Here is a 19,878-nt window from a genome sequence, read left to right as displayed (position 1 = left end):
TCTGTGCTAAGGTAATCCTACCATGCCAATCCCGACGCCCTCCCTCGAACTCCTGGAAACCTTCTGGGCTGTGGCCGAAACCGGCAGTGTCAGTGCCGCCGCAAAGTTGTTGCATCGCAGTCAGCCGGCGATCAGTGAGCGCCTGCAGCGGCTGAATGAGATTCTTGGCGAGGCCCTCTATCTGCCCAATGGTCGCGGCGTGCGCCTGACCGCTGCTGGCAAGGCCTATCTGGCATCCGCGCAACGCCTGATGGAACTGAAAGCGGAAGTCGCGGAAATCGCCTACCGACGATCCCACTTGCAGGAGGGGGCCTTGCGGATCGCGGCGACCAACACCATCGCCAACTATTTTTTACCCCAGCATCTGGTGGCCTTCCGCCGTGACCACCCGGAAGTGGAAATCATCATGAAGGGCGGGATTAGTGACTGGTCGCAAAACGCTCTACTCGATTGGGATCTGCTTTTCATCGAGGAGGGCAGCGAAGAAGTTCCTCTACCCCGGACCTACCAGCTACACCCCTGGCTGCAGGATGAGATTCTGACCATCTTCCCGTCCGATCATCCGCTGGCGGGCCGGCCAGAGCTGACGTTGGCAGATCTCCTGGCATTTCCCATCGTCTGGCGCGAGCTGCAATCCGGGGTGCGCGCCAGGGTGCTGCAGGAGTTTGCGCGGCTGGGTCTGCAAGTCCCGATCCGGCTGGAAGTGAACGGCGTCGAAGCGATGGGTAACGCCGTCGCCGCAGGCCTTGGGATCGGCTTCATCACCCGCACTGCTCTGCGTCATCGACCCGATTGGCAGGTCGTTTCCCGGCGTCTGCCAATGCCCCAAGGCATCCACTGGACGCTCTATCTGGCCGTGCCAGAACCCGCTTATCAGTCCCGTACCCTGGCGGCTTTTTTGTGGCAGATCGGTGTAGGGCAGCGCGCAGATGTCTGATCGCGATCTGGCGCGGCTATTGCAGGAACTGGAATCCTGTTCCCTCTGCGCTACTAGTTTGCCCAACGCACCTCGCCCAGTACTGCAAGTTCATCCCCAGGCCAAAGTTCTGATTGCCGCCCAGGCCCCTGGTCGCCACGCCCACGCCCATGCTCTGCCTTTTGCCGACCAAAGCGGCGACCGTCTGCGGGATTGGCTGGGGGTCAGCCGGGAGGAGTTCTATGATTCCCACCTCTTTGCCCTGCTGCCCATGGGATTTTGTTATCCCGGTAAAGGCCGTTCGGGTGATCTACCGCCGCGACCGGAATGCGCTTCCCGTTGGCGTGCTTCCCTTCTGGCACAGTTGCGGCAGGTGCAACTCACCTTGGTCATCGGTCAGTACGCTCGTCGCTATCATCTGCCAGACAGTCCAGGATCCTTGCAGCAACTGGTGCGTAATTGGCGGCACTATGCTCCCTCTGTCTTCCCGCTGCCGCATCCCAGCCCACGCAATATCCTTTGGCTACGGCGCAACCCCTGGTTTGCGGAAGAGGTCCTCCCGGCACTGCGCGAGCGAGTCGCGGAGGTTTTGCGCTCCTGAGAAGGTCCTGGGCTGCATGAATCTTGCTTGCTTCCCCATGACAATGGCGTCCTCGCTTCGGCTCTGCGGAAGCGAGGCTTTCTTTTGTGAGCTATTGAGGATTATGGAATGAAAACCGATGCTGAACTCTCGCTGGGCTATGTTGCCCTCGCTGATAGCGCGCCCTTGCTGGTTGCACAGGAATTAGGCTTGTTTGCCCGCGAAGGACTGCGCGTGCGTCTGCAATGCGAACCCTCCTGGGCCAGCCTGCGCGATCATCTCCTCTTTGGCGAGCTGGTAGCGGCACACGCTCTAGCACCATTGCCGATGGCGGCCACCCTCGGCGTTGCCTCTCCCAAAATTCCGGTAATCACCGGACTGGTCCTCTCGCTCAATGGCAACACCATTACCGTCAGCCAGCGACTATACCACGAGCTGGTACAGCGGGGTGCTGCAGCGACGGATGATCCTGTTCGCACGGGACAGGCGCTACGAGAACTTACGCGCAGCCACCCCAGTCTCCTGCCGCTACGTTTTGCCGTGGTATCAACCGTCTCCAATCACCATTATCAATTGCGCCACTGGCTACGCGCAGCCGGTCTCGAATTGCACAGTGAAGTCGAGATTGGTGTGGTTCCGCCGCGCTATATGGTCGATGCCCTGCGCAACGACGAGATCGATGCTTTTTGTGTGGGTGAGCCTTGGGGAAGTCTGGCCGCCATGGAGGGGGTCGGACAACCCATCGTTAGTAGTTATTCTCTATGGAACAATGTGATGGAGAAGGTTCTGGCGGTGCGCGAGGATTGGGCGAAACGTGAACCAGACCTCCATCAATCCCTGCTCCGCGCCCTGATTGCCGCGGGCCGTTGGCTGGATGACGCAGCACATCGACAGCAGGCCGCGCGGTGGATAGCACAGGCCATCGCCGTTCCTGAGGCCGCGCTTGCTGCGGCCTTGCAGGGAACCATACCCGGCATGACTGAGCAACCCGATGGCCATGTATTCCACCGCTACGCGGCGCAATATCCCTGGCAGGAACACGGTCTCTGGTTGGCGGAGCAGATGCGTCTTTCTGACCAATGGCCGACGGCGGCCAGTCCCAGCGCCGTGGTGGAGCGGGTCTATCGAGGCGATCTGTATCGATTGGCAGCAACGGCCATGGATGCACCCATTCCGGTCGATGAACAGTCGGGTTTCGGCATCCATGCAAACCCCTGGAAATTGCCGGGGGTGGCGCGCGACATTGCCATGGGTACGACGCGAATTTTTGATGGCAGTCTATTGCAAAGACCTAGTTGAATCGTTGTCTTGACCCAGAATGAGGCCCCAAAATCGAGCGCATGCACTACACTTGTGCATTATACAAAGGCGAGCGCCGGCGCAGTCACCCTCCGAATCTTCAGTGCAACTCATTATTTTTGCCTGACTTTACAGAACATCTCTTGTTGATCTCCATTATGGCATGATTTCTGCTTAACTAAGGTAGAGCATCATTCAACGCTGAATGATGACACGGGACGATGGCGTTCCTGACCGGTAACGGTCAGGAACGCCTTTTTTGTTGTGCACATAATCGGAGGATCAAGCAAATGCAATCCTTGCTTTCGCAACTACGTGCGGGAAATTGGCGCGCCTTGGTCGCCAGTTTTCTCTATTTCGATACGGGTTTTACCGTATGGCTTTTGTTTGGGCCGCTGGCGCCATATATGATCCAAAGTCTGCATATCACCCCCATGCAGCAGGGTTATCTGGTCGCCATTCCCGTGCTGTCCGCTGCAATTTTGCGCATTGGCTTCGGCAATCTCTACCAAGCCATGGATGGGCGCTGGCTGGCCTTGATCGGGGTGGCACTTTCGGCGATTCCCCCCTTGGTCCTTTCCATCTACCCGTATACGCTTAGTTACGATGCCCTGATTTTCCTGGGTGTTTTGCTGGGCGTTGGCGGTGCCAGCTTTGCCGTCGCCCTACCCATGGCTGGCAGCAATTATCCTCCCAAAATCCAGGGAACGGTGTTGGGCATTGCGGCGGCGGGCAATATCGGCGCCGTCCTCGATGGCTTTCTTTTTCCGCCCTTGGCCGGACAATTTGGCTGGACCCATGCGGCAGCAGCCGTGCTCCCTTTGCTGGGCTTGGCCGCAGTGACCCTGTGGTTTTGGGGCAAGGATTGCGCTCCCAAAACTGGGAAGGTGGCGCCGGCGGCCTGGGGTTGGGGCCTGACTCTCGCCGGCTTGGCGCTTTTGGCCGTCGCCAGCCCGCGCGGCTGGCTGGGGCTGCATGGCAAAGCGGCGCTGCTGATGTTGCCGGTCTATGGCGTCCTCCTGTCGTTGCTCTTTCTGCCGCGCCGCTACTTTCCGGTTCTGCGCGAGCGGGACACTTGGGCGTTGATTTTGGTCTACGCCATTACCTTTGGCGGCTTTGTGGGCATGTCGGCCTTTGTCAGCCTGCTGCTGGTGACGCTCTACCATCTGCCCAAGGTAGACGCCGGTATGCTGATGGGCCTCTTTGCCTTTACTGGTGCCATTCTCCGTCCGTTTGGCGGGCTGATCGCTGACCGCATTTCGGGAGCGCGCGCATTGCAGTTTTTCCTCGCAGGGATCTGCCTCATCGATGCCACCTTTTCCCTGTGGACGCCCACCCTGGCGGTCAGTATCGTCCTCTTTCTCCTTCTCTATGCAGCCTTTGGTCTCGGTAACGGCGCCACCTTTCAACTCGTACCCCTGCGCTGGCCGGAAAAGACCGGGCTGATGACCGGCATCATTGGTGCTGCCGGTGGTATCGGTGGTTTCTACTTGCCGGTAATTCTGGGAATCGCCAAGGAAGACACCGGGAGCTATCACTGGGGTTTCGGGATTTTTGCTGGACTCAGCGCAACGGCGTTGCTGCTGATCGTGGGCTTGCGCCGCCAGTGGCAGACCTGGGCCAAGATTGCCTCCGCCCATGGTCAGTGCATGCCTTCGCAAGGGCAAGCTCCCCAGGCATCCGCCATCGCGGACTGAATCCTCCTGCTGTCACCCTCCAGCGGCGTTCGCGCCGCTGCCAGCCCCCTTGTCTGGAGTAAGCCATGATCCAATTCTCTTTTCGCCGCCACCTCGTTGCCGTCGCGGTACTGTCTGCAGTCGTCTTGCCACAGAGCGATGCTTGGGCTGATCCCATTGTGCAGGCCATCAGCGCTGGCAAGGTCAGTCTGGATTTTCGTCCGCGCTATGAATTTATGTCGCAAGCTGGCAAACGCGATGCCAACGCCTTTACCGTGCAAACCTTGTTAGGGTTGAGGAGCGCCCCCATTGGCGGTTTCAGCGCTAACCTGCAGTTCATCGATGTGGCGGGTATCGTCAATGATTACAACAGTCTGCGCAATGGCAAAACTGCGTATGCCGTCATCCCCGACCCCGAAGAAGCGAACATCAATCAGGCCTATCTGCAGTACCAGGGCTTGGGCGGGCTACTGGTCCGTGCCGGGCGCCAGGAAATCAATCTCGACGACCAACGTTTTGTCGGGGCGGTCGGTTTTCGGCAAACTCCTCAGACCTTTGATGCTGTTTCCCTCCAGGAAAATCCCAGCAGCAGCCTGGGTGTCTATGCCGCCTATATCTGGCGTATCAAAAACATTCTCAATGAAAATGTGCCGAGCAAGACCTTTCTGGGCGAGGTCCATTGGCAGCCATCGCCCTTGTTTCATGCGCAAGCCTTCGGTTATTGGTATGGAAATCAGGCGAACAGTGCGATTCCTGGAGCCGCTGCCTGCTTTCTGGTGGGCAACGCCCAGGTTTGCAACAGCCAGACCCTCGGCGTACGCATGCAGGGCAGCATACCGATTTCTGCTTCCCTGCAGATCCCCTACGACGCCAGCTATGCCAAGCAGCTACCCTATGACGGCGGCAGTCCCCTCGTCGATGCCCAGTATTACCACCTGGGCAGTGGGGTGCGCTGGTCCGGGCTTGGCGTACTCGCCGATTACATGGTGATGGGAAGCAATGACAAGGGCAGCTATGGATTTCAGACACCGCTCGCCACCAAGCACGCCTTCAATGGCTGGGCGGAGGTCTTTCTTACTACCCCGCCGCAGGGTTTGCGCAGCCTCTATTTCACCGTGGAGGGCAAGCTTTTGGGCACGGCACTGCAGGCGACCTATTATGACTTCCGTAGCGCCTACCACAGCGAAGCCTATGGCCATGAGATCGATCTATCGGCCATTCATCGCTTCTCGCCGCACTGGACGGCCGGGGTGCAGTATGCCGATTACCGGAAAAACCAGTACGGAGTGAATACCGAAGGCGCCTGGGTATTCGTGACGGCAAGCTTCTAACGCACCATGGCAGTGCATCTTGCACCATGGGATGCACCATCAGATCGCAGAATCAATTTGCGAAAATCGATAACTGCTTGATTGTAAATGATCAAAGTTCTGGCATGAAACTTGCTAAACAGGGCTTGAAGCAATCTATCTGATTGTTGGTATGTGAAACGGCAAAGGCGTCGTCAGCATTTTCGGCTGACTGCGCCTTTTTTCTTTGGAGAAACGTCACGATGGGCAACAAGGCACGAAAGGCACGCTTGGTGGTGATTGGCAACGGCATGGCCGGCATCCGCACCGTCGAAGAGTTGCTGAAGATGGCTCCTGACCTCTACGAGATCACGGTTTTCGGCGATGAGCCGCACCCCAATTACAACCGTATCCTTTTGACTCCGGTGCTGGCTGGCGAGATGCGCCTGGAGGAGACCATTCTCAATGATCATGACTGGTACCAGGAACACGGTATTACTCTGCGTACCGGTTGCCCGGTTACACAGATCGATCGCGTGCGGCGTCAAGTCATCACCGCGCAGGGGGAGAAGGTACCGTATGATCGCGTCCTGATCGCTACCGGTGCGGCGGCAGCCCTGGCGCCGATCCCGGGCAACGACCTTCCCGGCGTCTATTCCTATCGCGACATGCGCGACGTAGAGGCGCTGACGCAGGTGAGTGCCGACGGTGGCGAGGCAGTCATCATCGGTGCCGGCCTGCTGGGTCTGGAAGTGGCGCATGGCCTGAACGCCCGCGGCATGCAAGTGACCGTCGTGCACCGGCGGGCCTGGCCGCTGGACAAGCAATTGGATGCCCGCGGTGGTGCGCTCTTGCAGCAGGCCATGGAGGCCCGCGGTATCCGCTTTCTGATGGAGCGGGAAAGTGCTGCCGTTTTAGGCACGGACCGCGTGGAAGGCTTGCAATTCCAGGATGGGAGTCATATCCCTGCGCGCATCGTAGTGATGACCGTGGGCATCCGCCCCCGTATCGACCTCGCCCAGGCCGCAGGTCTCGCCTGCGAGCAGGGGATATTGGTGAGCGACACCCTGCAAACCTACGACCCACGGATCTATGCCGTGGGCGAATGTGTGCAGCATCGCGGTATGACCTATGGGCTGGTGGCGCCCCTCTTCGAACAGGCGAAGGTGGCGGCCAACCATCTGGCCGAATATGGGAGAATGCGCTACCAGGGGTCGGTTACCAGCACCAAATTGAAGGTAACTGGGATCGAGCTGTTTTCGGCCGGGGATTTTCTCGGTGGCGAGGGCACGGAAGAACTCACACTGCTCGATGCCCATCAGGGAATCTATAAAAAAGTGGTCCTGCAGGACGACACCATCAAAGGGATCCTGCTCTATGGCGATACCAGCATTGGGCCTTGGCTCTTCGAACATCTGCGCGACAAAAATAACGTCGCGTCGCTGCGTGACCATCTTCTCTTTGGCGAAACCCATCTGGGCGATGCCGGACATGCCGGCGTCAATCAAGCCGCACGCCTGGCGGACAGTGCCGAAATCTGCGGCTGTAACGGGGTCAGCAAGGGACAGATCGTGCGCGCTATTCGTGATGGACTCTTCACCCTGGAAGAGGTTCGCAAGTGTACCAAGGCCAGTGCCTCCTGTGGTTCCTGCACCGGTCTCGTCGAACAGCTCCTGGTCAGCACCCTGGGGGGAGTCTATGACAGCAGCGCGCGCAAGAAGGCCCTTTGTGGCTGCACCGATTACAGCCATCAGGAGGTGCGTGATGCCATTCGCAAAGAGAAGCTGCTGTCAGTGCGCGATGTCTTTCGCTTTCTCGACTGGCGACATCCCGGCGGTTGCGCCACTTGCCGCCCCGCCGTCAACTATTACGTGCGCACCGCCTGGCCCGCCGAGGGTAAGGATGACCCATCGGCACGCTTCATCAACGAGCGCGCCCATGCCAACATCCAGAAGGACGGCACGTACTCCGTCATTCCCCGCATCTACGGTGGGGTAACCACACCGGCAGAACTCAAGCGCATTGCCGAGGTCGCCGAGCGTCACGCCGTGCCCATGGTCAAATTCACCGGCGGACAACGCCTCGATCTGCTCGGGGTACCCAAGGAAAAATTGCCACTGATCTGGGCGGAACTGGATATGCCCTCCGGGCATGCCTACGGCAAGGCCCTGCGCACGGTAAAGTCCTGTGTAGGCAAGGAGTTTTGTCGCTTCGGGGTACAGGACAGTACCCAACTCGCCATCGATCTCGAAAAGAATCTGGAACGGATGTGGGCACCGCACAAGGTCAAACTGGCCGCCTCCGGCTGCCCACGCAACTGTGCAGAAAGCACGATCAAGGACGTCGGGGTAATCGGCGTCGATTCCGGCTGGGAGATTTATGTGGGTGGCAACGGCGGCATGAAGGTGCGAGCGGCTGATCTCCTGGCCAAGGTAAAGACGGAGGCCGAGGTCATCCAGATCAGCAAGGCCTTTCTGCAGATGTACCGCGAAGATGCGCAATATCTGGAACGCACGGCGCCCTGGGTGGAACGGGTCGGCCTGGAGCAGATCAAGTCGCGGGTCATCGACGATCTGGCCCAACGAGTGGAACTGGCAGAGCGCCTGGATTTTGCGATTGCCCAGGAGAAGGACCCCTGGGCGGAAGCGGTTTCCGGCCGCCTGGACATTCACGCCGCGCCGCTGCGGCGGGTATCGGCCTGAGGAGGGCAGAATATGGAATGGTTTCCTTTGGGCAGGATAGACGAAGTGCCCCTGGGTGGGGGTCGCTATGTGGAGACGCCAGCAGGGCAGATTGCCGTGCTCTGTAACGAAGCGGGCGAATTGTTCGCAGTGCATAACCGCTGTCCCCATCGCGGTGGTCCCCTCTCGGAGGGCTTCGTGTCGGGCAAGACGGTATTCTGCCCGTTACACAACTGGCAGATCGACCTGGAGAGCGGCCAAGCCTTGCCTCCCGATCAAGGCTGTGTAAAGACCTTTCCTCTCAAAACGGAAGGCGAGGAAATCTGGCTGGGTCTGCCGGAGACGCAGTCGTGAACCCCCCAGCCCTACGCGAAAGCCGGTCCGTATGTCCGTACTGTGGCACGGGTTGCGGGGTTCTCATCGAACATGATGGCGAGCGGATCCTGGGCGTGCGCGGAGATCCTGAACATCCGGCCAATTTTGGCCAGCTCTGCAGCAAGGGTATGACGCTGGCGCAGACAGTGCACGGTCCCGGCCGTGCCACTGTTCCGCTGCAACGGGTGGCCGACGAAACGTGGCAGCAGGCCAGCTGGGAGCAGAGTATGCGCCAGATCGCCACCCGTTGGGCCGAGATCTATCGGGATCGCGGACCCCAGGCCCTCGCCTTTTATGTCTCTGGCCAGTTGCCGACGGAAGACTATTACGTGGTCAACAAACTGGCCAAAGGGTTTCTCGGCACCAATCATATCGATACCAACTCCCGCCTATGCATGGCATCGGCGGTGTCGGGCTATAAACGGAGCCTGGGTATGGATTCGGTGCCCTGCAGCTACGAGGATCTGGAACGAACCGACTGTCTGTTCATCGTGGGAGCGAATGTCGCATATGCCCACCCGATCATTTTTCGTCGCATCGAAGCGGCCAAGGCCCAGCGTCCCGAGTTGCGCATCATCGTCGTCGACCCAAGGCGCACGGCAGCGGCCAGCATTGCCGATCTGTTTCTCCCCATCCTGCCGGGTACTGACGTGGCGCTGTTCCACGGCATCTTGCACCTCTTGATCTGGAATGACAGGCTGGACACCGATTTCATTCAACAGCATACGGAGGGCTGGCAGGAACTCAAACAGCGGGTGCAAGAATATACCCCGCAGCGCGTGGCCGAGCTCTGTCAGATTGCCGAGGCCGATCTGCAGCGGGCGACCGAGCTCTTCGCCACGTCGCCCGCGGTTCTCTCCTTGTGGTGCCAGGGTCTGAACCAGTCGGCCCACGGTACCGACAACAATGTTGCCCTGATCAACCTGCACCTTGCCACCGGACAGATCGGGCGTCCAGGCGCTGGCCCATTCAGTCTCACCGGTCAGCCCAATGCCATGGGCGGGCGCGAGACCGGGGGAATGCCGGCCCTGTTACCGGGGCATCGGGAGATTGCCAATGGCGAAGATCGCGCCGCCATTGCCGAGCTTTGGGGTGTCGAAACCCTGCACCCGGAGCCGGGATACACCGCCGTGCCCATGTTCCAGGCGCTGGAGCGGGGGGATCTGGCAGCCATCTGGATCACCTGCACCAATCCCGTGCTTTCCCTACCGGATCGCCAACAGGTGGAACGAGCCTTGCGCACTGCCGAACAGGTCGTTTTGCAAGAGAGCTACTTGGATGGCGAAACCATGCCCTTTGCCCATTGGCTCCTGCCAGCAGCGAGTTGGGGCGAGCGCGAGGCCCTGGTCACCAACTCCGAGCGGCGTATTTCCCACCTGCAGGCGGCCGTTCCCCCGCCGGGTTCTGCCCGACCGGACTGGCAGATATTCTGCGACTTTGCCCACGCTCTGGCTTTGGCCCTGGACCGCCTGAGCGTACCCCTGCCGGATCGTAAAGACGACTCCTGGCAGCAGCGGGCCTTGCGCATGTTTTCCTTTCACGATACGGCCAGCATCTTTGCCGAATACCGTCGCTGCACGATTGGACGGGATCTCGATATCGGCGGCCTGGAAATTGCCATTCTCGATAGGCAAGGTCCGCAACAGTGGCCTTTCCCTGCCGGGGCAAAGAGTGGCCAAGTGCGGCTCTATGCCAATGGTATCTTCCCCACCCCCAGCGGTCGTGCCCGTTTTCATGCCCCGGCGCATCTCGGAGTGGCCGAGGAAATCGACGCCCGATACCCCCTGCGCCTGACGACCGGGCGCCTGCGTGATCAGTGGCACAGCATGGCGCGTACCGGCAGGGCGGCGAGCCTCTTTGCCAGTGCCGAAGAGGCCTTGCTCGCCATCCATCCGCAGGATGCGCGGCAATACGGGCTGCAGGAAGGGCAATTAGTGCACGTCGAAAGCCGCCGTGGCGCGGCGTTGTACCGCCTGCAGTACGATGACAGCCTGCAGCGTGGTCTGCTATTTGTGCCCATGCATTTTGGCTCACGATATTCCCCGGCGGCCCTGTGCAACAGCGTAACCCAGGCTGCCATCGATCCATACTCCGGCGAGCCGGAATTCAAGCATACGGCGGTGCGCATCAGTGCTGCCGAACTCCCCTGGGAGGCGGCAGTCCTGGTGGAAGACGACACGAGAGACCTATCCGCAATCCTACGCCAACTGGCCCAGGGCTTTCCCTACGCCAGCATCACCCCCCTGGTATCCAAACATGGTGCAGCAGTCCTTTTGCGGGTGGCCGCCGCGCAGGCACCAGAAGCGGAACTGGCCCAACGCTGGGACGCAGCGCTCGCTTTGTTTGGCCCGAATACCCTGCTCTACGAAGATCCTCGCCAAGGCCTGAGCAAGCGTTTGCGTATCCGCGGCGGACGCTTGACCGGCTTGCGCCTGTGGGGCGGGCTACAAACCCTGGATTGGTTGCGCCAGCTCCTCCTGGAGGGGACGGCCATCGACGCCTTCCGCCTAGCGTTGTTGGCGCCTCGGGTACCAGACAATCTAGGGGCGTGGGAGCGTTCGCGGGGCATTTGTGCCTGCAAGGGCGTCGACGAAAAGACCATTCGGCAAGTCATTGCCAATGGCGCCGATACCCTGGAGGGCGTCATGCAGTGCTGTGGCGCAGGGACGGAATGCGGTTCCTGCAAGCCAGAGATTCAACAGTTACTTCAGAGTCGTTTGGCGGAGGCCTCATGAGTACGTGGAAGCAATATCTCAGTCGCGTCGCCCGTGGCCGTGAACATGCCGAAGACTTGCGGCGGGAAGAGGCTGAGGAGCTCATGGGCGCCTGGCTGCATGGCGAATTGCCAGAGCTGTATGCGGGAGCCTTCTGGGTGGCCTACCGCATCAAGGGCGAGAGTCTTGGCGAACTGCTGGGCTTTCACGATGCCGTTCGCGCCCGCATGAGCACCATTTCCCGACCCGGTCGCCTGCGCCCCGTCGTGTTTGCCAGCTACAATGGCACGCGACGGCGCGCCAATCTCCTGCCCCTCCTGGCGCTCACCCTCACCCGTTGCGGTGTCTCGGTTTTAATCCACGGTGCTGATCTCGATGACCTGCCTGGATCGGCATCCGCAGACCATTCGCCGCAAGGGCGAGTCCACACAGGGCAGATCCTGGAGCACTTGGGTCTGGCGGCAGCGGCAAACCTCGCGCAAGCGGAAACCCTACTTCAGTTGCAAGGGTTGGTCTATCTGCCGCTTTCGGCCTGGCAGCCAGGATTGGCGCGCATCTTTGCCTTGCGCGAAAGTCTGGGAATCCGTTCCAGTGTGCACACGTTGCTCAAAGGGTTGCATCCTTTCGCACCGCAGGAGGCGCTCGTCTGTGCGGCCGTCACCCATCCCCCGTATCTACAGCGCTTGCAGGAATTTTTTCTGGCTACGGAGATTCCCGCCCTCTGTTTTCGCGCGACGGAGGGGGAGCCCTTCGCCAATCCTCAGCGTCGTCCCGATCTCTTTCTCTGTCATCAAGGGGAGAGCCGGTTGTTGCTGGCCAAAGACCATGCCTCCCTCGCGCAACTACCGGAGCTGCCAGATAATCTCGCGGCAAGTACCAGTGAATTCATTTCCGCCGTGCTCGACGGCCGGCGGGCTTTACCCCTCGCCATTGCCGAGCAGGCTGCGGCGCTGCTGCTGCTGAGCGGTCGTTGCGCGGATCTGGCCAACGCACGCGCCCTGCTGCGGCAGTCCTTCACCCGTATCGCGGCCTAAAGGAAAACTCTCATGACGACCTCTTCCCCCCTCCATCCGGTTTCTCTGGTAGGCGCCGGTCCCGGCGATCCTGATCTTCTGACTCTGCGCGCAGTGCGACGTCTGGAGAGGGCAGAAGTGATCTTTTATGACGCGCTCGCCAATCCCGCCATCCTGTCTTTGGCTCCACCCCGTTGCCGGCGGGTGGATGTCGGCAAGCGGGGCGGGCAAGCTTCCACCGAGCAAATGCGCATCCACGAGCAGATGATCCGTGCCGCGCGCCAGGGGCTACGAGTGCTGCGTCTAAAGGGTGGGGACCCATTTCTCTTTGGGCGCGGTAGTGAGGAATGCCTCGCTCTGCGCGCCGCCGGCATCGAGTACGAAATCATTCCCGGAATTACCAGTGCCATGGGTGCCGCCGCCTATGCCGGCATTCCTCTCACCCACCGACAGATGAGCCGGTCGGTACTGTTCTGCACTGGGCAACAGGCGCGCAATTCCGAGCCCATCGACTGGAGACGCTATGCTGGGGCCGCCGACACCCTGGTCATCTACATGGGGATCGCGCAGATCGCCCAGATCTGTGCCGGTCTACTGGCCGGCGGGATGCCAGCGCTGACCCCGGCGATAGCCATCCAATGGGCGACCCTGGAACAGCGCCAACTGCGCAGCACGGTGCAGGAATTGCCCACGGCAATCGCCCGCGCGGGCATTGGCAGCCCGGCGATACTCATCATTGGCGCGGTGGTGGAGTTGGGGGATATACTGGCTTGGCTGCCAACACCCCCGCCAGCCGTCCCTGCTCTTCCCATCCAATGCCTATGACCCATCCGGTGCAACTACTCCTCGCCCATGGCTCGCGCGACCCCGAATGGCGCCAGCCCTTCGAATGGATTGCCGCCGACTTGCAAGCCGCCCATTCCCAGCGCCGCATCGTTCTTTGCTACCTGGAACTATGGTCGCCGAGCTTGCCAGAAGCCATCCAAGCGGAATTCGCTCGGGGTAGCCGCAATTTCCAGATTACCCCCCTGTTCTGGAGTCGTGGACGCCACCTGCGTGACGATGTACCACGAATCCTGCAGGAGCTGGCGACGGACCTGCCCGATTGTAAGATCACTCTCGACCCGCCCGTCGGGGAATCCGAAATCGTGCGCTCGGCGGTGTTACGTCTCCTGGCCTGACCGCCCCCATGTACCGAATCGTTCTCATCGATGACGATGACGCGCGCGTGGCCATTCTGCGCGATGCACTGATCGCAGAAGGCCACAGTGTCCCTGCCGTGCTTTCGTGGCAGACCTTGTCCTGGCAGCGCGTAGAGGAATGCCAAGCAGAAGTCATCATCGCCGATGCCAGCTCCCCCGCGCGCGACGTCCTCGAACACATCGTTTTCCTGAGTGAAACCCTGGAGCTTCCGGTGGTGGTGCTTGGCGCCCCGGAGGATGAAGATACTATGCGTCGCGCCATTCGCGCCGGGGTGGCCGCCTATGTGGCGCACGGAATCGCTGCGCGCGACATAGCCCCCATCCTCAAAGTTGCGGCACTACGCTATGCGGAATACCGCCAACTGCGCCAGGAATTGAGCAACACCCGTACCGCTTTGAATGAACGCAAGATCATCGAACAGGCCAAGGGCATCGTCATGCGGGACCTGCAAATCACGGAGGCTGAGGCCTACCAGCGAATGCGTCGTCTGGCAATGAACCAGGGGAAAAAACTCATTGAAATTGCCCTACAGATCATCGAAATCGAGGATCTGTGACGAGAACCTGTCATCCGGGGCCAAAATTGCCGATAGTCATCTGCTATCGTTACATTAGATATATTCTATCAATCTAATCGATTTGTTCGATAACTCTGGCGTTGCTAGGATTGCCCGGTTTTTCACGAAACCGGGAGTACGATGCTCCACGTCCTGCGTGCCCGTAGCAGTCAAGGTCAAGCGGCGCCGTTTCTTGCGGTGAATCTGGCGATTGGTCTTGCGCATTTTTTGGTGCTCTTCAACGCTGGTGCCTATTTGCCGATGATTCCCTATATTGCCGGGAGTCTGGGGCGTGCGCCGATGTATGGTGACTGGACCCAGGATCTGTATTTTCTCTTCCTGGGGCTGGGATTGCCTTTGGCACGTTGGGTCAGCGGTCGCTGGGGGGCGCGGGATGGCCTGCTGGCCTGTCTGGCCGTTCTGCTGATCAGCTCTGCGATCAATGCCAGTACCTCGAATTACAATCTTTTTCTGTTGGCGCGCATCTTTTCGGGTCTGGCCGGCGGGCTCAGTATTCCGCTATCGCTGCAGCTGCTGCTTCGTCATTACCATGAAAATCATCGCAGTAGCGGGCTCTTTCTCTGGGGGTTTGCGGCGATCACGCCCTTTGCCTTGGGTCCATTCATCGGTGGCTGGATTGCCGATGCATGGGGATGGCGTTGGCTTTTTTATCTCAACCTTCCGGTGCTTTGGGCCAGTTTTTTGGGAATTCTCTTCTGGGAAGCCCCCTCGCAGCGGGGCGCCGCCCGCATGGATTGGCCGGGATACGGACTCCTTTGCCTTGGTCTTTTGGCGTTGCTGATGGCCTGTAACCTGGGCAGCAAGGACGACTGGTGGCGTTCAGGAGAATTCCGTTTCTTGTTTGTGGCGGGGGTTGTGCTGCTTTGCAGTTTCTTCCTTTGGCTGCCGCTGGCGGAGAAACCTGTTGTCGATTACCGATTGTTTCGCCAGCGCAACGTCCTGCTGGCAAGTCTGGGCATTTTTCTGACGGCTCTGGCCTTTCAGGGAAGCCTGGCCTTGCTCATTGTGCAGTATCAGTTGAGTTTTGCGTACAGTGCTCGTGCCATTGGTCAGATTCTCCTGAGCTTGGCTCTGTTTGCGCCACTCAGTGCCTGGTTGAGCCACTGGATTCTTGGACGCTTCGATCCGCGCCCCTGGGCGGTATTGAGTATGCTGCTGCTCGCGGTCGGTGCTTTTTGGCTCTCCTCCTACGATCTTCCCGTTTCCCCATCGGCCCTCGCGGGCCCCCCGGCCCTGGTCGGACTGGGGCTTGGTGGTGTTTTCGGGTCGTGGGCGCGCATCGGTGTCTGGGGGCTTGCGGGCACGAATGAACAGGAAGCGGCCATGCTGCTCAATTTACTGCGTAGCAGTGGCCAGGCCCTGGGAATCCCTCTGGTGGCCGCCCTCTGGGAGCGGCGCATGGATTTGTTTCGCCATTTTCTGGTGGAGGATCAGGGGAGCAATCTGGCAGCTTGGCACGCAAATCTGGCGCAGTTTCGCATCGTTCTGGGAGAGTCTGCGGCCCAGAAGGATCTGGCGGAACAGGTACATCTGCATGCCGCCATGCTCGCCTTCAACGAAGTTTTTTATTGGGCGGGCTGGATCTTTGCCGGGCTCGCTTGCTGGAGCCTCCTGGCGAAGAGACCTCGTCCCAGTGGCGAAAGTCGCATCGAAAAGTTGGCCGCTGTGGAGTTGGTGGAGCCATGAGGCACGGTGTATCGATCTTGGCTTTGGGCCTTTCGGCGGCGCTTCTTGCGGCCTGTGCCCGGCTGCCGGAGCATTTGCCGCAGAATCCTACATTCCAGCCGCAAAAACTGGCCTTTGCCGCTGCCCGGCAGCCGTCGCCCTGGCCGCAGCAGGATTGGTGGCAGGCGGCCCATGCTCGGCAGCTCGATCGTCTCGAGACCATGGCCTTGCAGCGCAATCCCGACTTGCGCGCAACGGCAGCGCGTGTGCTGTATGCCCAGGCCCAAGTCCAGCGCATCCACGCCGGATTGCTACCGCATTTTGCCGCGGGGCTCTTCCTTACCCAACAATATTTTTCTGCCAACGGTCTGCATCTGCAGGCCAACGGCACGAGTAACCTCTATGGCGAAATCGATCCCCTGCTGGTCCATTATCATGTGGATCTCTGGGGACGGGATCGCGATCTGGTGGAAGCCGCCCGCGGCGAACTGGCCATGACCCAGGCTCAGGAAGCCGATGCCCGCTTGATGCTGAGTAGCGCGGTGGCCGTCCACTACTTCGCCTTACAGGGAGAGGAAGCCCTGCTGCAAAGGGAGGTCTCTTTGCAGAAATGGCAGCAGCGGGGCGTGGCGGTTGCACAAGTGGCCTTCGCCAGTGGCTTGCAGTCGGCAACTGTGGTCCAGGAGAGCCGTATCAGCGTGCAGCAGTCCGCGGAGCGGATCGCAGAAATCCAGTCGGTCATCGCTGCCGAACGGCATGCCCTGGCCGCCCTTTGTGGCCTTGGGCCGGATAGCCGTAACACCGCAGCGACCGGCCAACTGCGGGATTCGACCCCAGTACCGACGCTGCCCGCCGATTTACCCATGACTCTGCTGGGTCATCGCCCGGATATCGTCGCCCGACGCTGGGCGGTGGAAGCTGCGGCGGCGCAGGTGCGGGCGGCGCGCGCGGCCTTCTATCCCGATATCAACCTGAATCTGCTGGCGGGCTGGAACAGCATTCATCTGGCAGACCTCTTCGCCCCCGGGAATTTTGCCCATGCCTTCGGACCAGTCATCACCCTGCCCATTTTTGAGGGGGGCGCCTTGCGAGGCAATCTGCGTGCCGAGAATGCCCGATTCCTGGCTGCCCAGGACCAATATCAGGAGCAGATTCTCACCGCCCTGCGTCAGATCGCCGATCTCCTGAGCGTCCGCAAACGCCTGGGGACACAGGAAAGGGCGCTAAAACAGGCATTGCAGGAGCAGCAGGCGCAATGGCGTTTGCAGGAGGCATCCTGGCAAGCTGGCCTGAGCGATGGCGCGCCAAGAATTGCCGCACGGGTAAAAATTCTGCGACTGCAGGAGCAACGGATTTCCCTGCGCATGGCCGCCTGGCAGAACTGGGCGCTACTGGAGTCTGCCCTGGGGGGTGGCTATTCGACGGACAAAAAGAGTTCTCATGACGAAAGAAAAAAGTGATTATTCGCCTGCGTTGGCGCGCAGTCGGCAGAATTTCCTGATTTTTTTTCTGTTCCTGGTCTTGGCTCTGGGAGCTTGGGGCGCATGGTGGTTTTTTGTCGGTAGTCGCCGCATCAGTAGTAACGATGCCTATGTGACGGGAAACCTCATTCCCGTTCCGGCCCAGACTGCCGGGACCATTCGTCGGGTCTTCGCAGAAAACACCGAATATGTCCATGCCGGACAGATTCTGGCAACGGTACAGGGAGATCACAGCACTTTGGCCTTGCACCGGGCAGAAGCGGTGCTGGGACGAACAGTGCGCACCTTGCGCCAGGAATTTTCCGGAGTGCGCAAAAGTCAGCAAACCCTGCAGGCTGAGGAAGCACAGTTGGCAAAACTGCAGGGCGATCTGGCCCGGTACCAGATGGCACGAAAGGGCGACGCGGTACCCGGCATTCAGATCAGCAACACCGAGGCGGATATCCGCGCGGCCGAGGCGCAGATCGGTGCCACTCGCGCGCAACTGGCCGCCGCCACGGCCCTGGTTGGCGGTACGACCCTGCAGAACAACCCGAAAGTGCGCGCCGCCGTTGTGGCGCTGGAGCAGGCCTACGTGGCTTGGGCGCGACGCGATCTCCGGGCCCCGGTCAGCGGCTATGTCGCACAGCGTGCTGCCTATCCCGCCTTGATGATCCATCCAGGAGAACGACTGTTTACCATCGTCCCCTTGCAGGATCTCTGGGTGGTGGCCAACATCAAGGAAACAGAGATGGCCCATCTATATCCTGGGCAAGCGGTGCGACTCACCAGCTACTACTATGGCAGTCGCGTCGTTTTCCATGGGGTCGTGCAAGGACTGCTGCCCGGCGCGGGTAGTGCCTTTGCCATCCTGCCGCCGGAGAATGCCACCGGTAACTATATTCACATCGTAGAACGGGTGCCGGTGCGAATCTCCTTGTCGGCGCGAGAGCTCGCGCGACATCCCTTGCGTCCCGGACTGTCGATGCAGGTGTACATTGACACGGCAAAGCAGCACTCTCATAGCGTTTTGCAGCCCCTGACGCAAACGCCCTCAGAGGGATACCAGACCAACTTATATGACGGCGAACTCGCCAAGGCCAAGGCCCTGGCTGCGCAAATCATCGCTCAGAATTCCTGAGCAAGGAGACGGGAGTGGAGACGACAAAGATCGAGACCCGGCGCGTGTATGAGTGCCCATTGCCAAGCGGCTACCGGGTTCTGGCCGAGCGCTTGTGGCCGCGCGGCCTGCGCAAAAGTGATCTGGATTTGGCCGCCTGGCCCAAGGACCTGGCGCCGAGTACCGAATTGCGCCAGTGGTTTGGCCATGACCCCGAACGCTGGGAAGAATTTCGCCAGCGGTACTGGGAAGAATTGCAGAGTCATCGGGATATTGCGCGTCAACTACTCGAAGATGCCAAGTCGCAACCGATCCTTCTCCTCTATGCCGCCCATGATCAGGAGCACAACGGCGCCCTGGTGCTGCGGGACTTTTTGCGGCAGATCGGCGCCGTCTGAGTAGGGAGCGGGGATATGCATCAAATCGGGGAAGCAGCGGCACCATCCTTTACCGCGCCAGTGGCCATGCTGCGTGCCTGCCACCAGCGGATTCTACAGCAGTGTGACACCCTCGAGCGGTTGCCCTCTTATATCGCCGAGCATGGGGCAGATGAGCAGGTGCGCCAAGCGGCGGGCAAGATACTGCGTTATTTCTCCCAGGCGGGGCTCGCTCATCATGAGGACGAGGAAGAACAGCTCTTCCCCTGGCTTTTGGCCCAACCCACCTTCCCCGAGGATCTTCGGAAAATGCTCCGCAATCTCATACAGGAACATCGCCAACTGGATGCGGCATGGGCGGAACTGGCTCCAGATCTGCGCGTCCTGGAAGCCGGTGGGCAGATTCGATGGCTCCACATCGCTCCCTTTGTGACCATCCATCGTCGGCACATCGTTGTTGAAAACGAGCACATCTTTCCCGTGGCCGAGGCGCTCCTGGACGCCGAGACAGCGCAGCGCATCGGCATGCAGATGGCAGAACGGCGCCGCCTGGGGGGTGAGTCGTGAAGAGAGAAGGAGAGCCGATCCTGCTTACGGCAGCGACCTTGCAGACTTGGGGAGAGCCACAGTTTCTCTCGCGACTGAAAACGGAGTTACTGGCGCAGGACGCCCTCTTTGCGCCACTGCAGCAGGCCCTGACCCAGGGCAGTTATGCCCTGCTGGACGATCTCTCTTTGTTGGAGCTACGTCGCTGGGAGGAGGCAGATCACTATCTTCTGCGCCTGGGCGTGCAGTACCGCAGCGCCATTTCGGGCTGCGCCTGCGCCGGCGATCCAGATCCGGAGATCGAACCCCTCGAATACGCCGAGCTCGAACTGTGCATTCAGCGGCACTCCGGGATCGTATCCCTGCAGGCGTTGGCTCCGTGAGACT

Annotated in this window: 18 protein-coding genes; all 18 read left to right on the top strand. The window is 60.2% G+C overall.

Translation table 11 applies throughout. The features are described from left to right. Positions 1–22: 22 nt before the first annotated feature. The 18 genes from MQE22_RS10120 to MQE22_RS10035 all read left to right on the top strand — a co-directional run bounded on the left by MQE22_RS10120 (position 23) and on the right by MQE22_RS10035 (position 19,874). The gene (locus tag MQE22_RS10120) at positions 23–937 is read left to right on the top strand and encodes a LysR family transcriptional regulator (protein ID WP_215872444.1); all 915 of its coding nucleotides are present in this window, start codon (positions 23–25) and stop codon (positions 935–937) included. Further along, positions 930–1,517, top strand: coding sequence for a uracil-DNA glycosylase family protein (locus MQE22_RS10115; RefSeq protein WP_215872445.1), 588 nt, complete (start codon positions 930–932; stop codon positions 1,515–1,517). Before MQE22_RS10120 ends, MQE22_RS10115 begins: the two co-directional genes overlap by 8 nt. A gap of 108 nt (positions 1,518–1,625) precedes the next feature. Further along, positions 1,626–2,795, top strand: coding sequence for a CmpA/NrtA family ABC transporter substrate-binding protein (locus MQE22_RS10110; protein ID WP_215872446.1), 1,170 nt, complete (start codon positions 1,626–1,628; stop codon positions 2,793–2,795). Between the two features lie 290 nt (positions 2,796–3,085). Continuing rightward, positions 3,086–4,492, top strand: a complete 1,407-nt coding sequence (locus MQE22_RS10105) for an MFS transporter (RefSeq protein WP_215872447.1) — start codon at positions 3,086–3,088, stop codon at positions 4,490–4,492. Positions 4,493–4,557: 65 nt separating this feature from the next. Next, positions 4,558–5,802 (top strand): alginate export family protein, encoded by a 1,245-nt coding sequence (locus tag MQE22_RS10100; protein ID WP_215872448.1) that lies wholly within the window; start codon positions 4,558–4,560, stop codon positions 5,800–5,802. A gap of 221 nt (positions 5,803–6,023) precedes the next feature. Next, entirely contained in the window at positions 6,024–8,462 is a 2,439-nt protein-coding gene (gene nirB / locus MQE22_RS10095) for a nitrite reductase large subunit NirB (RefSeq protein ID WP_215872449.1), read from the top strand. 12 nt (positions 8,463–8,474) lie between these two features. Beyond that, entirely contained in the window at positions 8,475–8,795 is a 321-nt protein-coding gene (gene nirD, locus MQE22_RS10090; RefSeq protein ID WP_215872450.1) for a nitrite reductase small subunit NirD, read from the top strand. Then, positions 8,792–11,551, top strand: coding sequence for a nitrate reductase (locus MQE22_RS10085; protein ID WP_255789695.1), 2,760 nt, complete (start codon positions 8,792–8,794; stop codon positions 11,549–11,551). The genes nirD and MQE22_RS10085 overlap by 4 nt, the downstream gene beginning before the upstream one ends. Next, positions 11,548–12,564: a DNA-binding protein YbiB gene (gene ybiB, locus MQE22_RS10080; RefSeq protein WP_255789694.1), complete on the top strand. Its 1,017-nt coding sequence runs from the start codon at positions 11,548–11,550 to the stop codon at positions 12,562–12,564. Before MQE22_RS10085 ends, ybiB begins: the two co-directional genes overlap by 4 nt. A 12-nt stretch (positions 12,565–12,576) precedes the next feature. Continuing rightward, the gene (gene cobA, locus MQE22_RS10075; RefSeq protein ID WP_215872453.1) at positions 12,577–13,368 is read left to right on the top strand and encodes a uroporphyrinogen-III C-methyltransferase; all 792 of its coding nucleotides are present in this window, start codon (positions 12,577–12,579) and stop codon (positions 13,366–13,368) included. Continuing rightward, positions 13,365–13,724, top strand: coding sequence for a sirohydrochlorin chelatase (locus MQE22_RS10070; protein WP_215872454.1), 360 nt, complete (start codon positions 13,365–13,367; stop codon positions 13,722–13,724). Before cobA ends, MQE22_RS10070 begins: the two co-directional genes overlap by 4 nt. Before the next feature lie 8 nt (positions 13,725–13,732). Continuing rightward, positions 13,733–14,302, top strand: coding sequence for an ANTAR domain-containing response regulator (locus MQE22_RS10065; RefSeq protein WP_215872455.1), 570 nt, complete (start codon positions 13,733–13,735; stop codon positions 14,300–14,302). A 141-nt stretch (positions 14,303–14,443) separates the two neighbouring features. Further along, positions 14,444–16,009 carry an MFS transporter gene (locus MQE22_RS10060; protein ID WP_215872456.1) on the top strand — a complete coding sequence of 522 codons (1,566 nt, stop codon included), beginning with the start codon at positions 14,444–14,446 and terminating at the stop codon, positions 16,007–16,009. After that, positions 16,006–17,448: an efflux transporter outer membrane subunit gene (locus MQE22_RS10055; RefSeq protein WP_215872457.1), complete on the top strand. Its 1,443-nt coding sequence runs from the start codon at positions 16,006–16,008 to the stop codon at positions 17,446–17,448. Before MQE22_RS10060 ends, MQE22_RS10055 begins: the two co-directional genes overlap by 4 nt. After that, on the top strand, positions 17,429–18,589 hold the full coding sequence (locus MQE22_RS10050; RefSeq protein WP_215885316.1) for an HlyD/EmrA/EmrK family protein: 1,161 nt from the start codon (positions 17,429–17,431) through the stop codon (positions 18,587–18,589). Before MQE22_RS10055 ends, MQE22_RS10050 begins: the two co-directional genes overlap by 20 nt. 14 nt (positions 18,590–18,603) lie before the next feature. Further along, a complete protein-coding gene (locus tag MQE22_RS10045) occupies positions 18,604–18,966 on the top strand; it encodes a DUF488 domain-containing protein (protein ID WP_215871027.1) in 363 nt (120 codons plus the stop codon). A gap of 15 nt (positions 18,967–18,981) precedes the next feature. Then, positions 18,982–19,512, top strand: a complete 531-nt coding sequence (locus tag MQE22_RS10040; RefSeq protein WP_215871028.1) for a hemerythrin domain-containing protein — start codon at positions 18,982–18,984, stop codon at positions 19,510–19,512. After that, positions 19,509–19,874: a hypothetical protein gene (locus MQE22_RS10035; protein ID WP_255789693.1), complete on the top strand. Its 366-nt coding sequence runs from the start codon at positions 19,509–19,511 to the stop codon at positions 19,872–19,874. The genes MQE22_RS10040 and MQE22_RS10035 overlap by 4 nt, the downstream gene beginning before the upstream one ends. Positions 19,875–19,878: the final 4 nt, after the last annotated feature.

This window comes from Acidithiobacillus sp. YTS05 (assembly GCF_024396695.1).
GTDB lineage: Bacteria > Pseudomonadota > Gammaproteobacteria > Acidithiobacillales > Acidithiobacillaceae > Igneacidithiobacillus > Igneacidithiobacillus copahuensis.
This window is presented reverse-complemented; position numbering and strand designations above follow the sequence as displayed.

Excerpts from the sequence above, each read along its gene's own strand:
- MQE22_RS10120 (WP_215872444.1), top strand. The coding sequence starts at position 23 with ATGCCAATCCCGACGCCCTCCCTCGAACTCCTGGAAACCTTCTGGGCT.
- MQE22_RS10115 (WP_215872445.1), top strand. The coding sequence starts at position 930 with ATGTCTGATCGCGATCTGGCGCGGCTATTGCAGGAACTGGAATCCTGT.
- MQE22_RS10110 (WP_215872446.1), top strand. The coding sequence starts at position 1,626 with ATGAAAACCGATGCTGAACTCTCGCTGGGCTATGTTGCCCTCGCTGAT.
- MQE22_RS10105 (WP_215872447.1), top strand. The coding sequence starts at position 3,086 with ATGCAATCCTTGCTTTCGCAACTACGTGCGGGAAATTGGCGCGCCTTG.
- MQE22_RS10100 (WP_215872448.1), top strand. The coding sequence starts at position 4,558 with ATGATCCAATTCTCTTTTCGCCGCCACCTCGTTGCCGTCGCGGTACTG.
- nirB (WP_215872449.1), top strand. The coding sequence starts at position 6,024 with ATGGGCAACAAGGCACGAAAGGCACGCTTGGTGGTGATTGGCAACGGC.
- nirD (WP_215872450.1), top strand. The coding sequence starts at position 8,475 with ATGGAATGGTTTCCTTTGGGCAGGATAGACGAAGTGCCCCTGGGTGGG.
- ybiB (WP_255789694.1), top strand. The coding sequence starts at position 11,548 with ATGAGTACGTGGAAGCAATATCTCAGTCGCGTCGCCCGTGGCCGTGAA.
- cobA (WP_215872453.1), top strand. The coding sequence starts at position 12,577 with ATGACGACCTCTTCCCCCCTCCATCCGGTTTCTCTGGTAGGCGCCGGT.
- MQE22_RS10070 (WP_215872454.1), top strand. The coding sequence starts at position 13,365 with ATGACCCATCCGGTGCAACTACTCCTCGCCCATGGCTCGCGCGACCCC.
- MQE22_RS10065 (WP_215872455.1), top strand. The coding sequence starts at position 13,733 with ATGTACCGAATCGTTCTCATCGATGACGATGACGCGCGCGTGGCCATT.
- MQE22_RS10060 (WP_215872456.1), top strand. The coding sequence starts at position 14,444 with ATGCTCCACGTCCTGCGTGCCCGTAGCAGTCAAGGTCAAGCGGCGCCG.
- MQE22_RS10055 (WP_215872457.1), top strand. The coding sequence starts at position 16,006 with ATGAGGCACGGTGTATCGATCTTGGCTTTGGGCCTTTCGGCGGCGCTT.
- MQE22_RS10050 (WP_215885316.1), top strand. The coding sequence starts at position 17,429 with ATGACGAAAGAAAAAAGTGATTATTCGCCTGCGTTGGCGCGCAGTCGG.
- MQE22_RS10040 (WP_215871028.1), top strand. The coding sequence starts at position 18,982 with ATGCATCAAATCGGGGAAGCAGCGGCACCATCCTTTACCGCGCCAGTG.